We start from the raw sequence: 14,246 nt of genomic DNA on the forward strand, positions 1-14,246 counted from the left end.
ATAATAGTATACACATATTTTAAGTCATATAATGGTATTCAAGAAAAAACATAAAAATGGGTTTACTACCAATAGAGAGCATCCATTAATCAGCAATCCAGTTTGTTTGCGAATGGATGAAGAATTAGCCAAAGAGTTAAAAGCCATACCTGACTGGCAAGAACGGCTAAGATTAGCATTACCTGAATTGATCAAAAAATGGAAGGCAGGATAAATCCTGCCGTGTCGTGTTTCATCCCCTCTCTAAAGAGTAGGGGCTTTACACTCCCGCTAATTCCTTTGTAAACTACTTTTCAAACAACCTCTCAATAAGGATTAAAATTTTGCTGACGAGTCTTTGAACTGCGTTCATCCACCTCAGATACTCGTTGACGAGTCTTTGAACTGCGTTCATCCACCTCAGATACTCGTTGACGAGTCTTTGAACTCCGTAAGCCTTTAACCCAAAAATGATAAGTTTAGACTGGCTTCTCCCATGTCTTTAGGTTATTTCTAATTATTCTAATTTTTATCTAAAGATTCACTTTCAAGGCAGTTTCTTATTACTTATGACAGTTACTTTAAATCATTCTGATGAGTGAAAGTATATATACTTAATAACTGAGGTTCAAAGCATGGACTCAACAGGTAAGGTTCAAACTGGGGACTCCTCCTGGTCTCTTCCACTGCCGTTGAAAGAGTATGCAATGAGCCGAGTAACTGTCTACTTTTATAGCGACAGATGGGTTCCAATTAAATATTGTTCTTTGGAAAAGGCAATTTTGCTTCACCAGAAGGCAAACTTAGAAGGCAAGGAAATTTTATTATTTCCTGTTAATTTAGACCCTAATCAACTCTCAAACTCTTTTAACTAAAATGCATTGAGTTAGACTCTTTTTTAAACATTTTGCCAACAAATGAATCGGCTATACAGGTGTACATAAGTACGCCTTTATTTGTAAATGTTAAATATTAGACCTCTTGCAAAAGTCCTTAACACCCCAATACGGTTCGGATAAGACTTGATCCCCCTAACCCCCCTTAAAAAGGGGGGCTAAGAATGCCTCTATGAAATTAAAGTATAGGCATTTTCAATCAGGTGAGGTACAAGTATGCAAATAGACCTAACCCCCTAACCCCCTTCCCGAAGCGGGAAGGGGGAACAATTTTGACCTCTCTCCTAAAAGGAGAGAGGAATGGAAGTGAGGTCAAAATTGTACCTCACGCTTGTCGAGAACCGCTATACCAGCATCACAGATAAAGATTACCAGATCAGGTGTTCATCTACAGCGCTCACAGATTGTAGCAATCAAACCAACCCAGAACGCAGTGCCACAACTGCTGCTTGCACGCGATCGTCCACTGCTAATTTATTCATAATCCCTCGGACGTGAGTTTTGATGGTGTTGGGACTGAGATAGAGTTTTTCGGCAATCTCCGGGTTACTCAAGCCGTCTACCATGAGTTTCAACACTTCTAACTCGCGCCCAGATAAGTTGGCGGTGTTGGTGGTGGGTAAGGGCGGTTTGAGATTATCAATTACTCGCCGCGCAATTTGGGGATCGAGATAGGCTGCACCATCAACTGCGGCTGCGATCGCACTTAACAATCGTTCCACACTTGCACCTTTAATACAATATGCATCTGCACCGCTAGAGAGTGCCGCAATAATTTCTGTCTCCGTTTGATGAGATGTCAGCATCACCACATGAGTTGCTGGCAGCGCCGCCTTAATTTGCTGTGTTGCTGCAATGCCATCCAATCGCGGCAACCCAATATCCATAACCACCAAATCAGGTTTCAGTTGCAGCGCTGCTTGAACTCCCAAATAACCATCTTCTGCTTGTCCGACAATCTCCAACTGAGGATGAGCCATTAACGATTGCTCTAATCCCAGTTGCATCATCGGATCATCTTCGACAATTAACACGCGCAACGGCGGAGCATTGGTGGGTAAATTTAAGGGATAGCGACTATCTAAAGACATTTTATTAATTAAGAGTTGGCGGTTAAGAGTTAGGAGTTAGGAGTTAAGAATAGCTTTTAAGGTTAAGTATTTAGGTTTCCAAAAAATAATTGAGGAATTTCTCAATTATTAAACTGAGATTTAGGGCTTCAGACAATTATGTTGGTTCTCAAGCTCAAGAAATTGGTCTAATCTGAAAAACCTACCAATCATAAACAAAGGAGGAAGTTAGGAGCTATTCATAACTCTTTAATTCTTAACTCCTAACTTCTAACTTCTAACTTCTAACTTCTAACTCCTAACTTAATTTTATTCTTCCACGCGATAGCCTAACTCTGCTAAACTAATCCGCGACTGTCGCCATTTTGGTTGGACTTTGACAAACAATTCTAGGTAAACTTTACCAGAGATTAACTTTTGGATTTGTTCGCGGGCTTCGCTACCAATTGCTTTGAGCATTGCTCCACCTTTGCCAATGAGTATGCCTTTTTGGGAATCGCGCTCGACGTTGATGGTAGCAAGTATACGGGTAATGCTGGGAGTTTCTTCTACTAAATCAATAGCGATCGCAACTGAATGGGGTACTTCTTCACGAGTCAATAATAAAATTTGTTCTCGGATTAATTCACCCATAATAAAGCGTTCTGGTTGGTCAGTTACCAAATCTGGCGGGTAGTATAACGGCCCAATTTCTAAATGTTCAATTAATAATTCTTGAAGTTGCGGTAATCCTGCACTCGTCTTGGCAGAAAATTTCACGATTTCCCATTCATGGGACTGGGCCATCTGAGCGTAACTATCATCTAGAAACTGAGAATCGGACGGTTGTTGGTCGATTTTGTTCACGCCCAAAATCACTGGTGTTTTGCTGCGACACAGCAATTCGGCAATATAGCGATCGCCCGCTCCACAAGCTACCGCTCCATCTACCACAAATAGCACTACATCTACCGATTCAATGGCAATTTTGGCATTTTGCACCAATACTTCCCCCAATTGATGATGGGGCTTATGAATTCCTGGCGTATCTACAAAAATTAATTGCGCTTCTGGTGTAGTTAAAATGCCCCGCAAGCGGTTACGTGTAGTTTGCGCTATTGGTGATGTAATGGCTATTTTTTGTCCTACTAATTGATTCATCAAAGTAGATTTACCGACATTAGGACGACCAACAATGCCGATAAAACCTGATTTGAATTCAGGAGGAGCCTGTGGGATTGTGACTTCTCCTGGAAAGGAGAAGTTGTAATTATCAATACTAGTCACCTTTGGCTCCACCCTCATATTTTACAGCTGGGATAACTTGGTTTTTTCTTAGACACAAAACAAACATAAAATTACCCTGGCATTTTTAGGGATTGCTTTTGCCGAGGTTTAATCTACTACTGGCTCTACACCTAATATTTTACAGCTAAGATAACTTTGTTTTGTTTTTAGATACAAAACAAACATAAAATTACTTTGGCATTTACAAGGAGCGCATTTGCTTAGGTTTAATCTGCTGCTAATGTCTTAAGTTTCATCGACTACTCAATATATTTGGAGCAAAATGTCAATAAAAAATATGGGAGAACCCAAACGCATTGGAATTCTTACCAGTGGAGGTGATTGTTCTGGCTTAAATGCTGTGATTAGAGCTGTAGTGAATTGTGCTGTGGATACTTACGGCTGGGAGGTTTTGGGAATTCGTCAAGCGACTCTTGGATTAATGGCGCGTCCCCCACAATTCACAAAGCTGGAAGTTGATCAAGTTGACTCGCTGTTAACTGCGGGTGGCACAATGTTGGGGACAACCAATAAAGGCGACCCTTTTGCTTTTCCAATGGCGGATGGAAGTGTAAGCGATCGCTCCGAAGAAATCATTGCAGGTTATCATGAGCTAGGTTTAGACGCTTTGATTGGTATTGGCGGTGATGGTAGTTTGGCAATTCTGCGTCGCCTCGCCCAACAAGGAGGCATTAATCTAGTAGGTATTCCCAAAACGATTGATAACGATATTGGCGTTACTGAACATGCTATTGGTTTTGATACAGCAGTCAATATTGCCACAGAAGCACTAGATAGGTTGCATTTTACTGCTGCAAGTCATAGCCGAGTCATGATTTTGGAAGTAATGGGGCGTGATGCTGGACACATAGCAATAGCTGCGGGAATTGCGGGGGGAGCAAATGTAATTTTAATTCCCGAAATCCCTTACACAGTTGAGCATATTTGCCACAAAATTAAAGAACGCCAAGAGAAAGGCAAAAACTATTGTTTGATAATTGTTTCCGAAGCGGTTCGTACCCACGATGGGGAAAATGTGACGATTACAAATCGCTTAGGTCAATCTCGATATGGTGGAATTGGTGAGTATTTAGCAGATAAAATTATTGAACACATTGGTGTAGAAACGCGAGTCACAGTTTTAGGACATATTCAACGGGGTGGAACTGCTTCACCACTAGATAGATTAGTTGCAACTGCTTTTGGCGTTGCAGCAGTTAATCTCATTGCAGAAGATAAATACGATCGCATGGTGACTTGGCAAAATCGCCAAGTATTAAGTGTACCAATTACAGAAGCGATCGCTCAATATAGCGCCGTCGATGCCAATGGTACTTTAGTTAAAACCGCTCGTGGTATGGGTATTTATTTAGGAGACTAAACATACATCATACAGGCACAGCTATGCTGTGCCTATCAAAGTACAAATTCAGCAGGCATTTTTTAACTGCCCTAAATACATCCAGTACCGCGTGGTCTATTTACCTGAAAATAGCTGTAATATAATCATAATATTAGGTCTGTTAATATTGTGAGTTTTGATAATGTTTGTAAGCTGCTGGCAGAAAAATATCCAGCAGATTTTGTTCGGTGGTTAATTGCTGAGGAATCGGCAAATATAAAGGTGCTAAAAACTGAATTAAGCTTGGAACCAATTCGTGCAGATTCTGTGACTTTTATTCAAACTAAAAACAGGATTCTGCATATTGAGTTTCAGACTTTAAGACAGTCTAGCCCTGCAATTCCCTTCCGAATGCTAGATTATTCCGTGAGATTAAAGCGTCAGTATAAATGTCCAGTTGTGCAGGTAGTCATCTTTTTGCAAGAAACAAACGATGAAATTGCTTTTACCCAAGAATATGTGGATGATACGACTGTACACCGCTATCAAGTAATACGGATGTGGGAGCAAGATTCGAGTGTATTCTTAAATAATGCAAATTTATTACCTCTGGCTACTCTGAGTCGTACTGATTCCCCACAAGGTTTATTGTCCCAGGTTGCTGAAAAAGTGGCTACAATTTCAGATAGGGAGACAAAACAAAATATTGCCGGGTATACAGAAATTTTAGCTGGTTTGCGATTCGACAAAACTTTGATTCGTCAATTGTTAAGTGAGGATATTATGCAAGAATCAGTGATTTATCAAGATATTTTGCAGAAGGGACAAGAACAGGGTAAACAACAAGAAGCTTTTTCTTTATGTATGTCTCTGCTAGAAGAACGTTTTGGTGAGATTGATGAATCAATTTATCAAAAAGTTCAAGGTTTGAAAATTGAACAATTAGAGGCTTTATGTCGATCGCTTTTAAGAATGTCTGAGATGGATGATTTAGTAACTTGGTTGGAACACCAACAAAGTAGTTGAAGTTAAATTGATTTTTAGAAAGCGATCGCACCTCTCTACAACCCTAAATGCGTAAACGCAACGCGGCTTTTCATTAGAAATCGCACTCAACTTGTAATCAACCACGGGCGATCGCATTTATAATTTGCTTCCTTGAAGGAAATTTCCGTTTGGGTGCAATCGCTACTCACAAAACCAACTTAGTTTTCGACTTATCTCATTAAAGCTTGAAAACCTGCTTGTACAAAATGCTGATCAAAAGTCAAAGCTTGAGAGACTTCAGCTTGCTTCATAACTACAAACGAAATACAATCAACTAAACCCCATGCTTTATCTTCATGGGTTTTGTAAAGTATGAATGCTTGTGCGAATAATTCTGGAGTGAGTCGCACAATTTCTACTTCATCTGAGCCAAAGAAATACTCGATAATTTCAACAGCCTCATTTTTGTAGTTACGAGCTAGTGCATTACCAATTTCTAAAAGTACTGCATCAGTTGTGATTAAGAGTTGAGTTTCTAAGCTATCGGCTAATTCGGAGGCTCGTTGGTGATATTGGTCACGCTGATTAATTAATGCTACTACAAATAATGTATCAACAAAGATTTTCTTTATCACCCTCATCCCCAGCTAGATAAGAATCAAGATTGCTAGCAAAATCCTCTGGAGCATTTATCTTGATTTGTTTCAATTTTGACATGAAACTCGGTTTTTTCAAATCTTGTTTAGATTGGGCAAAATCTTTGATTAAAAGATATAGTTCATCTAGATATTCTTCGTTAAGGCTATCAATTTCAGCATGAATTTTGTCTTTTGCAGTCATTTCTGCTTTTCCTGTAAATACCATACTCATTGTAACTTTTAAGGATAACGGCAGAGCGATCGCACCTCCCCACGAAACCCAAAACGCGATTGATCGCCCATATCCCCACCTACTCCGGTAAACCCTCTAAAATCTCCTGTGCTACTTTAGCCCAATATTCATCCTGATACTCAATATATATCTCCAACGCTGTCTGCAAATTAGCCCTAGCTTCTGCATAGTTTTCCTCAGCTTGTGCAAGCGTTCCTAATTGTCCGTAAGTGCTAGCACAGGAGTAGCGATCGCCAAATTCGATAAAGATTTCCAGGGCTTGTTGATAATAATCCCGTGTCTAGCCCTATTCTCGCAATTCTTGGGCAACGATTCCCAAGTGGTGGTAAGTACTAGCACAGGAGTAGCGATCGCCAAATTCGATATTGATTTCCAGGGCTTGTTGATAATAATCCCCCAACTTTCATCACTGCGAGAACCTAAAATTTAACTAATAATTCCCAAAACAAACTCGCCTTCATTCACAGCTTGATTGGTTGCGACATCATAAACTAATCCATTATGTTGAGCGTAGACATCAATTACAGTAGGTAACTTACCTTCTTTATTAAAACTGAGAATTTGATACAGTTTTTGTCCAGCTTTGACTTTAGTACCTAATTCTATTCTCGATTGAATCATGCCACCTGCGATCGCATAATATTTTTTCCTGTTGCTGTTAGATGCGAAAGTCATCTCATGGTTTTTTGTGTCATCCGAAAAATCAGGAATTTGCACTACACCTTTTTGTGCTAAATAGTTTTTCACACCCCATACACCTTTGGCGACTGAATCAGAGTTTATTTGCATTCCTGTTCCTAATTCCAGCGTCCAAGCTTCCACATCAAACTTGATTTCTCTACCCAACTTTTTAAAACAAGCTTCCAGTGCTAACCAAGGTTTGATAAAAGCTTCATCAAAAGCGTCACCATCGTATTTATCAAGTAAGATTCCAAAATCAAACCCGAAGTATTTTGCACTGTCTTCTCGATTTCGGAAGTAATAAAGGTAGTCTAAAGCTTGATTTGTAGAACTATGTAAATCAATTAAGTAATCTGCATCTAAACTTAGATTTTGTAGCTTGTAGGCAAAAAGCTCAGTGTAAGGAACACCACTAGAAGAATTAATTTTTTCTAAACCTTTTGCGAATTTCTGCTTAATTGTAGTTAGATAATTTTGTCGAATAACCTCTAGATCAATATGAAATTGAGACTTAGTAAAAGCTACTAAATCATCAGCTTCTTTCTCGTAGTCCCAAAATATGCGATTCCAGTCTTTGGCTTCGTAAATGCAATATCGTCCAGGGGAAAAATGATGAGCGCGTTCATTTGTTCCCATTGGATTACAAACGGGAACCAGCCAAATTTCTCCAGTTAAATCTGTATGATTTACTGTTAATAAAAACTCAATTAGCTGGTGAATTACGGCATTACCAGCAATTTCTGCACCGTGCAGATTAGATTGAATGTAAACCTTTTTACCAGGTTGAGCGCCGATGAATTTGTATAGTTGTAAGTAGAGGCGATCGCCCGAAGCCATTTGACGTAATACAATATTTTCAATAACTGGCAGCATAAAAATTTGAGTAAATTATAACTGTATCTGTACTGAATTAAAAACCACGTAAACTCAAATCATACTAAGTTGCGGGAATTACGAAAACTCAATTTTTCTCTCTGCAACTTTGCATCTCTAGGTGAATTACCCAAATTGCCAGCACAACTGTCTTTATTTTGAGCGGCGATGCCAACTCATTACCATTACATAATTAAGTTATCCATCTTAATAAAGATATTACTAATCCTTGGCAAGAGGCTGGAAGTTGCCTTTTCACACTTGACAGATAATAAAAGTTTACGTTCAGGGCTTGATGCAAGAGAAAGCCCAATAATTCTGGCTTTTATTGAATCATCCACAATGTAATTACTACGCCTGTGGTGATGCCAAGATGGCAGATGATGTCTTTGAGGTGTTTATGGCGATCGCTAAAACAATTGGCCAACTATCCCACATCGAAGCGGTAGAATTCTTTGAGCGCATGAACAAAGAGAACCTTCTCCATACAGATGTTTGGGGTGTGCAATTGCACTTCCAGCAAGCAATTCAACAGGTACAAAAAGATAACTACTCAAAGACTGAAAAATGGCTCAACAGAGTCAAGCAATCAACCAATGAACAAGCTGCAATTGGACAAGGACAACCGTTGACTGTCTAAGCTCTACTTTATCCATTTGTTGGCAACGCTCAAGTTGGGTAAAATTAAGAGCAACCCCGGAAGAGTTGAGCCAACTTCCGGGGGAACATTTGGATTTTTAAAATCCGTAATATGTTTATTTTACCGCTTAAAACAAAGATGTGGTCGCCTTATCTCATTAACACTTCAGCAAACTTTGCCTGGCTGACAATGCCAACCAATTTCGTCAGTGTATTGCCAATTTCTCCATTTTATCACACTAGATGTGCCAGTACTAGGTTCGCTAGTTTTACTACCTAAAACAGCTTTACCACCCACAATTAAGCTAGTTTTAGCATCGCTTAAATCTTGCATAAAGCAAGAAATATCTAAAATTTTAAGAGTACCATTTTTTACATCTTCTTTTTTCGGTTGCTTGCCATTCATTCGATTTTCTCCTTCCTTTTAACTTGAGTAAAGTTTTAAAAGCCCTAGAGGGCTGACACATCTAAGATGGTGCAATCTATCAGAACCCACAGTCAGTAGAGAAAGATTGCCTAAGTGTCTAATTCTCAAGATGACAAACAACGCATCCCCTTTCTTTCACATTCATGTTGTTTTTGCCCAATCTTGCTATAAATTGAGAAAATTTTTAGGTGTTACCCCTGTGAATCGTTTGAAGTGGCGATTGAGGTGGCTTTGATGGGCAAAGCCGCAGACTTGAGCAACATCAGCAATACTCATCTCACCTTTCAACAATAGCTGCTTCGCCCGTTCTACACGCTGTTGAATCACATACTGATGTGGAGTAAGACCTGTAGATTGCTTAAATAATCGGCAAAAGTAATAGCTGCTAATGCCAAGATAATTAGCGATCGCATCGAGAGAAATCTCTTGTGCTAAATTATCCTGGATATAATCAACTGCTTTTTTTAGCTGCTGCTGCGGTAAACCTCCTGCATACTCCGGTATAGAAGATTGTCGATTCGAGTAGTTTTGCAGAAGATGAACAGCTAAAAACGTTGCGGCTGATTCAGCATAAAGACGGCTACCTGAACCATTGGTTCTAAGCTGTGTCTTCAGTCCCAGGGCAATTTGATGAATCAGTATATCTTGAGTTATCAGATGCGGTAGCATCTCATATTGATCTGTATCCAGCAGTTCTACAGCATTGCAAGTCAGTAATTCATGCTCCAAATTGAGCAAAAGAACATTAGCATCTCTATCCCAACGAATTGCTTGGGAAGTATACATCGGACAAAGCCCTACTGCACCCGTAAACATTAACCCTGTTTGCCAGCGCTTACCTAGAGTTCGCTCCACTTGAAAACTCTGGCCAAGATTAATGGTGATCACAAATTGTTCAAGAGAATACTCAGGAGTCTCCCCCGGTGGTAGACAGTGCTGTTCCAGACTCATCCCTCTCCACATTGTCGTACCGCTAGAAAGCATAGACGGTTGCGAGAAAACCTGTGGAAAGGCATTATCAAGGTTTGCACTCATATTTGGTATCTCTTCGTCTGACATCGTTCACCTCGCGGTAATCAGGTATAATTTAATCTTGATTTTCTCTGTTGTGGCGGTAGTACGAATCGCATCTAAAATGATGGATCGAGCAGGATCGCCACATTTGGGCAGCGCGAGATAGGCTAGAAACAGAGTCGTAGGGTGCAATGCAAGATTGATTGCCAACGTCAAATCATTCATAAGTTTTATTTAAGCATTGTTTGCAATCGCACAGAGCGCACTACCCTAAGGAGCGATCGCATAAGCTTTTGTCAAAAAGTTGTAATGTTAAGGCTTAATGTCGTAACGTTAAGCCTTAATCTTATGATGCTGGTGATTAATCTCGTAACCTTAAGGCTTAATGTTGTAACCTTAAGGCTTAATGTTGTAGCGTTAAGGCTTAATGTCGTAACCTTAAGACTTAATGTTGTAATGTTGGTGACGACAAGACATTCACTTATAACTGCGATCGTTGATTCAAGAACTAATAAATTCTCTCTAGGTAATTTTCTAGGAGATATCGATTCTGGTAAATAGAATGTAGGTTGGGTTGAGGGACGAAACCCAACTAGGACTTACGCACTGAAGCCTGAAACCTAGATCCCCCCTAGCCCCCCTTAAAAAGGGGGGAACTTCTAAAGCCCCCTTTTTAAGGGGGTTGGGGGATCTGAGTGCGTAAGTCCTGCCAACACCTCAAAGTTTTGTAATTGTTGGGTTTCACTCCGTTCAAACGCCACTTCACTCAAGTTGGGAAACCCGCCCACATGAGTGGCTCCCCAACCTACGCACCTGTTTTATTTTTTTTGAAATTGGTATTAATCACGACAAAGTAGTTATTCAGAAGTGCGATGTCTACGGCGGGCTACGCCTACGCAATATTTATGCAGTGTTCTATCCTAGAAACAAAAAGGAGCAAAAGTATGCAAGCCTACAAGCTGAACGCCACAATTGATGAATTAGGTCATTTAATTATTGACGAACCTCTGAATATTGCTCCTGGAAAAGTGGAAGTGATTATTTTGCAGCCAGTTCCATCCTTGGAAAATTCTACAACCCCTACTGAGTCACAGCCAGAGAAGCCGAGAAGAAAGTCTAAAGTAAAAGCATTTGAAGGTTTATTTGAAAATGCCCCACCAACACCACCAGACTTTGACCCAGACCAAGCCAGATGGGAAGCTTTAAAGGAGAAACATAATCTGTGAAATTGCCTGAAATATTATTTAATTATATATAGATGAGGAAAACCAATATGCAAGCCTACAAGCTAAACGCAACAATTGATGAATCCGGTCATTTAATTATTGACGAACCTCTAAATATTGCTCCTGGGACGGTAGAAGTGATTATTTTGCAACCAGTTCCATCCTTGGAAAGTTCTAGAGAAAATCAAATTCAGTCCCAGCCTGAAAAGCAAAAAAGAATAGTGGAATGCTCTATACCCATTTTGAAAGAGTGGTTGGAAAGTACAGAGCCGACTCCTTCAGATTTTGACCCTGACCAAGCCAAATGGGAATATTTGAGGGAGAAACATAATCTGTGAGAGTCTTATTAGACACTAATATAATTTTGGATTTTGCTCTTGAACGCCATCCCTTTTACAGCAATACTATACAAGTATTCTCATTTATTTATCAAGAGTAAGGGTAAAAATATATTGTACAGACTCGATTAATCGCGTCTCTCCTACCTCCCCTCACGTTCCTGGTAAATTTCGCAACTGCTCATCTAAATGACTACGGTCTGCCAAAACTTTTAACAGTGGCCCATGTGAGGTAAATTCTACAATACTCACTGAAGCAACAGGGCATCCCAAACGAAAACGGAAGCGTCCCACATCAATCCCCAGTACACTACACAGCATAATTCTGATGGTTGCTTTGTGTGAAACAACTAAAACATTGCCACTAGTGTAATTTTGTTTAATTTCTTCAATTACCTGCAAGGCGCGAGAAGCAATTGTAACAGCCATTTCTCCGCCAGTTGGAGCATTCCAAGCCGGATCTGCTGACCAGCGAATATAATCATCGTGATATTCACGGCTAATTACTTCTGGCGTTCTTCCTTCCCACAAGCCATAGTTGATTTCCTTTAAACCATCTCTGAGTTGTGGTTCTATCTTTATTGCTTCACAAAAGGGTTTTGCTGTCAATACAGTTCGGCGCATTGGACTACAAAATATTGCTGTCCAATCCATAGAACTATATGCGTCTGCAAAAGCCTTGGCCATCTTCAAGCCTTCTGGAGTAAGTTCTGAGTCTATGGAACCGCAAAAGGAATTATTGCGGCTGCATTCTGTTTGTCCGTGACGGAGGAAATAAAGAGTTAGGCTCACGGTATATTCTCATCGATTGTAAATTTAAGAGCGCTAACAATTAGATGTAGCTGAACATAGTTAATGCCTGTGGTATATTACTACAATTTGATGATATTTGAAATAATTTTCAGATTGGGCAAAGTTGCCGCAGCTACACTTATCGTAGACATTGCCATTCAAAAGGTAGGTATTGATGCAGCAGAAATTAAATTAATTTTTCAGGTGATGTTATACCATCTTTCACTAAAGAATATATGAAACAGAATCTTTAGGACTTACGCAAAATATCTCTCAAACTCTGATTTCTCCGTGTCGCGCCAGTTGCTTCTCCTGTCGGAGACGCTGCGCGAACAAGTCTCTTAACCGCAAGGGCGCACTGGCTTCTCTGCGCCTCTGCGGTTCGTTATTCCGTAACTCGTGCGTAAGTCCTAATCTTAAATGTGGAGTTATGAATTTTTAACTCCACATTTAACACCTTCTATTTACCTATTTAGAAGTTGTTAACCTAAGCTTTCGCTGTATCTTTTCGTTGCTGCTTGTACTTGCGGCAGAAAGCTAGACCAAAAGCACCGACTGCTAATGAACCCAATGTAGTTAAAGGTTCGGGGACAGACACTTTAGTTTTGAATGTGCTGGTAATAAACAGACTATACACATTATCATCATTACTTGGGTTTACAGTATTTAACTCGACAAATGTATCACCTGCCTGGATAAAAGGATTAGGATCAGCGCTATTACCAAGGGCTAGATTATAAAATTCATCATCAGTCCTAAAACCGCCAGAATCAGAGGCAAACGGATCTGGATTAGTTAAACTATCACCAATACCACCAGCAGTGATTAAAGCACCATTATCTCCTTCTCCATCATCCTGACCACCAGCAGAACTAGTTAAGCGTCGAGAGAGAGTAGAATTTGTTGTCACGTCTACAGTAGTAAATTGACCAGATGGCTGAAAGCTGTAGCTATCGGCAAAAGATACTATGAAATCGCCATTGCTATAAAGTTGATCAAAATTAAATTTAGTTGTGTCCCCTGTGGTAGATAGTTCACCGTCTAAGATAAAAGACGAGAAACCGGTGGTGGTGGCATCTTGATAAGACACAACTAAAGTTTCACCGTCATTGTCTCTTAGCTCTTCAATAGTATGGTTCTGCAAACCTCCCAAAGAGCTGAGAAGGCTGGTAACATCCCAACGTACAGTAGTTGTTGGGTTCTCGTCGGGCGTGAGTAGAAAAGCGTCAGCAACCTTTAACAAATTACCGTTCAGTTTGACATCATTTACAGAACCAATATTCCAAATAGAAGACGCATAAAGATAGGCTTTGAGAACAGTTGCACCTACAGGTACGTTTGTTTGCAATGTACCATTGTTACTGGTACTACCAAAAGCATCTATAGAAAGTGCCGCATTGTCGAAGCTCTCACGAAATAACAAACTTGCGGATGCTGGCGAACTTAAGGCAGCAAACCCAAAACTGACACCAAGGAATGCAAATGTACTCAAAGTAGCTTTGCGTATGTCAGCAGCAAAATATTTCTGTAACTTCTGTCTTACCTGAAATCTATTTATGACAATCATTATGGGTATTTGATATTCTAGAAAGAATTACGTGTTTTTTCGTAAATTCCAAAGTTAATATCGCTGAACAAGAAAATATTGTCAACAAATCATTACCTGGATTTATGAAAACTTTAAGATATATTTTTGATCAAAACCTTTTAGAATGAAGCTAAAAACTATAAAAAATCAGGTTATTACGCGTTTAAATGAAAAAAATATATAAGATTTATGTGAATTTTATTTGGCTAAAAATATTTAGCAATATTTTATACATTA

The 14,246-nt window shown here is 39.7% G+C and carries 16 protein-coding genes and 1 pseudogene; 7 read left to right on the plus strand and 10 right to left on the minus strand.

Translation table 11 applies throughout. The annotated features are described in order from the left end of the window. The first annotated feature begins 31 nt into the window (after nucleotides 1-31). Entirely contained in the window at nucleotides 32-214 is a 183-nt protein-coding gene (locus tag LC586_RS09775; protein WP_229484365.1) for a hypothetical protein, read from the plus strand. A gap of 400 nt (nucleotides 215-614) precedes the next feature. Continuing rightward, nucleotides 615-854 carry a hypothetical protein gene (locus LC586_RS09780; protein WP_229484366.1) on the plus strand — a complete coding sequence of 80 codons (240 nt, stop codon included), beginning with the start codon at nucleotides 615-617 and terminating at the stop codon, nucleotides 852-854. A 434-nt stretch (nucleotides 855-1,288) separates the two neighbouring features. Here the strand turns inward: LC586_RS09780 and LC586_RS09785 are convergent, their stop codons facing one another. Both LC586_RS09785 and era read right to left on the minus strand, forming a co-directional pair. Beyond that, nucleotides 1,289-1,966: a response regulator gene (locus tag LC586_RS09785; protein ID WP_229484367.1), complete on the minus strand. Its 678-nt coding sequence runs from the start codon at nucleotides 1,964-1,966 to the stop codon at nucleotides 1,289-1,291. Nucleotides 1,967-2,254: 288 nt separating this feature from the next. Continuing rightward, nucleotides 2,255-3,229 (minus strand): GTPase Era, encoded by a 975-nt coding sequence (gene era, locus LC586_RS09790; protein ID WP_229484368.1) that lies wholly within the window; start codon nucleotides 3,227-3,229, stop codon nucleotides 2,255-2,257. A gap of 280 nt (nucleotides 3,230-3,509) precedes the next feature. Here era and LC586_RS09795 point away from each other — a divergent pair, with 280 nt between their 5' ends. Both LC586_RS09795 and LC586_RS09800 read left to right on the plus strand, forming a co-directional pair. Beyond that, nucleotides 3,510-4,592 carry an ATP-dependent 6-phosphofructokinase gene (locus tag LC586_RS09795; RefSeq protein WP_229484369.1) on the plus strand — a complete coding sequence of 361 codons (1,083 nt, stop codon included), beginning with the start codon at nucleotides 3,510-3,512 and terminating at the stop codon, nucleotides 4,590-4,592. 150 nt (nucleotides 4,593-4,742) lie between these two features. Next, nucleotides 4,743-5,579: a DUF4351 domain-containing protein gene (locus LC586_RS09800; protein ID WP_229484370.1), complete on the plus strand. Its 837-nt coding sequence runs from the start codon at nucleotides 4,743-4,745 to the stop codon at nucleotides 5,577-5,579. 191 nt (nucleotides 5,580-5,770) lie between these two features. On the opposite strand, the gene LC586_RS09805 is transcribed toward LC586_RS09800, so the two are convergent. The 4 genes and pseudogenes from LC586_RS09805 to LC586_RS09820 all read right to left on the minus strand — a co-directional run bounded on the left by LC586_RS09805 (nucleotide 5,771) and on the right by LC586_RS09820 (nucleotide 7,985). After that, entirely contained in the window at nucleotides 5,771-6,181 is a 411-nt protein-coding gene (locus LC586_RS09805) for a type II toxin-antitoxin system VapC family toxin (RefSeq protein ID WP_229484371.1), read from the minus strand. Next, a complete protein-coding gene (locus tag LC586_RS09810; protein ID WP_229484372.1) occupies nucleotides 6,153-6,380 on the minus strand; it encodes a hypothetical protein in 228 nt (75 codons plus the stop codon). The genes LC586_RS09805 and LC586_RS09810 overlap by 29 nt, the downstream gene beginning before the upstream one ends. Nucleotides 6,381-6,489: 109 nt before the next feature. Next, nucleotides 6,490-6,696 (minus strand): annotated as a pseudogene (locus LC586_RS42575) (tetratricopeptide repeat protein); the annotation flags it as partial. A 161-nt stretch (nucleotides 6,697-6,857) separates the two neighbouring features. Next, nucleotides 6,858-7,985, minus strand: a complete 1,128-nt coding sequence (locus LC586_RS09820; protein WP_229484373.1) for a succinylglutamate desuccinylase/aspartoacylase family protein — start codon at nucleotides 7,983-7,985, stop codon at nucleotides 6,858-6,860. Between the two features lie 328 nt (nucleotides 7,986-8,313). Here LC586_RS09820 and LC586_RS09825 point away from each other — a divergent pair, with 328 nt between their 5' ends. Further along, nucleotides 8,314-8,625: a hypothetical protein gene (locus LC586_RS09825; RefSeq protein ID WP_229484374.1), complete on the plus strand. Its 312-nt coding sequence runs from the start codon at nucleotides 8,314-8,316 to the stop codon at nucleotides 8,623-8,625. A gap of 165 nt (nucleotides 8,626-8,790) precedes the next feature. On the opposite strand, the gene LC586_RS09830 is transcribed toward LC586_RS09825, so the two are convergent. Together LC586_RS09830 and LC586_RS09835 are read right to left on the minus strand one after the other, a co-directional pair. Then, entirely contained in the window at nucleotides 8,791-9,030 is a 240-nt protein-coding gene (locus LC586_RS09830) for a hypothetical protein (protein WP_229484375.1), read from the minus strand. A 186-nt stretch (nucleotides 9,031-9,216) separates the two neighbouring features. Then, the gene (locus LC586_RS09835) at nucleotides 9,217-10,110 is read right to left on the minus strand and encodes a helix-turn-helix domain-containing protein (RefSeq protein ID WP_229484376.1); all 894 of its coding nucleotides are present in this window, start codon (nucleotides 10,108-10,110) and stop codon (nucleotides 9,217-9,219) included. Nucleotides 10,111-11,009: 899 nt separating this feature from the next. On the opposite strand from LC586_RS09835, the gene LC586_RS09840 reads away from it, so the two are divergent. Beyond that, the gene (locus LC586_RS09840; RefSeq protein ID WP_229484377.1) at nucleotides 11,010-11,291 is read left to right on the plus strand and encodes a hypothetical protein; all 282 of its coding nucleotides are present in this window, start codon (nucleotides 11,010-11,012) and stop codon (nucleotides 11,289-11,291) included. A 47-nt stretch (nucleotides 11,292-11,338) separates the two neighbouring features. Then, entirely contained in the window at nucleotides 11,339-11,629 is a 291-nt protein-coding gene (locus LC586_RS09845) for a hypothetical protein (RefSeq protein WP_229484378.1), read from the plus strand. Nucleotides 11,630-11,782: 153 nt separating this feature from the next. Here LC586_RS09845 and LC586_RS09850 read toward each other — a convergent pair whose 3' ends face one another. Both LC586_RS09850 and LC586_RS09855 read right to left on the minus strand, forming a co-directional pair. Beyond that, nucleotides 11,783-12,421 carry a histidine phosphatase family protein gene (locus tag LC586_RS09850; protein WP_229484379.1) on the minus strand — a complete coding sequence of 213 codons (639 nt, stop codon included), beginning with the start codon at nucleotides 12,419-12,421 and terminating at the stop codon, nucleotides 11,783-11,785. A gap of 487 nt (nucleotides 12,422-12,908) precedes the next feature. Beyond that, nucleotides 12,909-13,988: a PEP-CTERM sorting domain-containing protein gene (locus tag LC586_RS09855; RefSeq protein WP_229484380.1), complete on the minus strand. Its 1,080-nt coding sequence runs from the start codon at nucleotides 13,986-13,988 to the stop codon at nucleotides 12,909-12,911. Between the last annotated feature and the right edge of the window lie 258 nt (nucleotides 13,989-14,246).

It is taken from the genome of Nostoc favosum CHAB5714 (assembly GCF_020829495.1).
In the GTDB taxonomy this organism is placed as follows: domain Bacteria; phylum Cyanobacteriota; class Cyanobacteriia; order Cyanobacteriales; family Nostocaceae; genus Nostoc; species Nostoc favosum.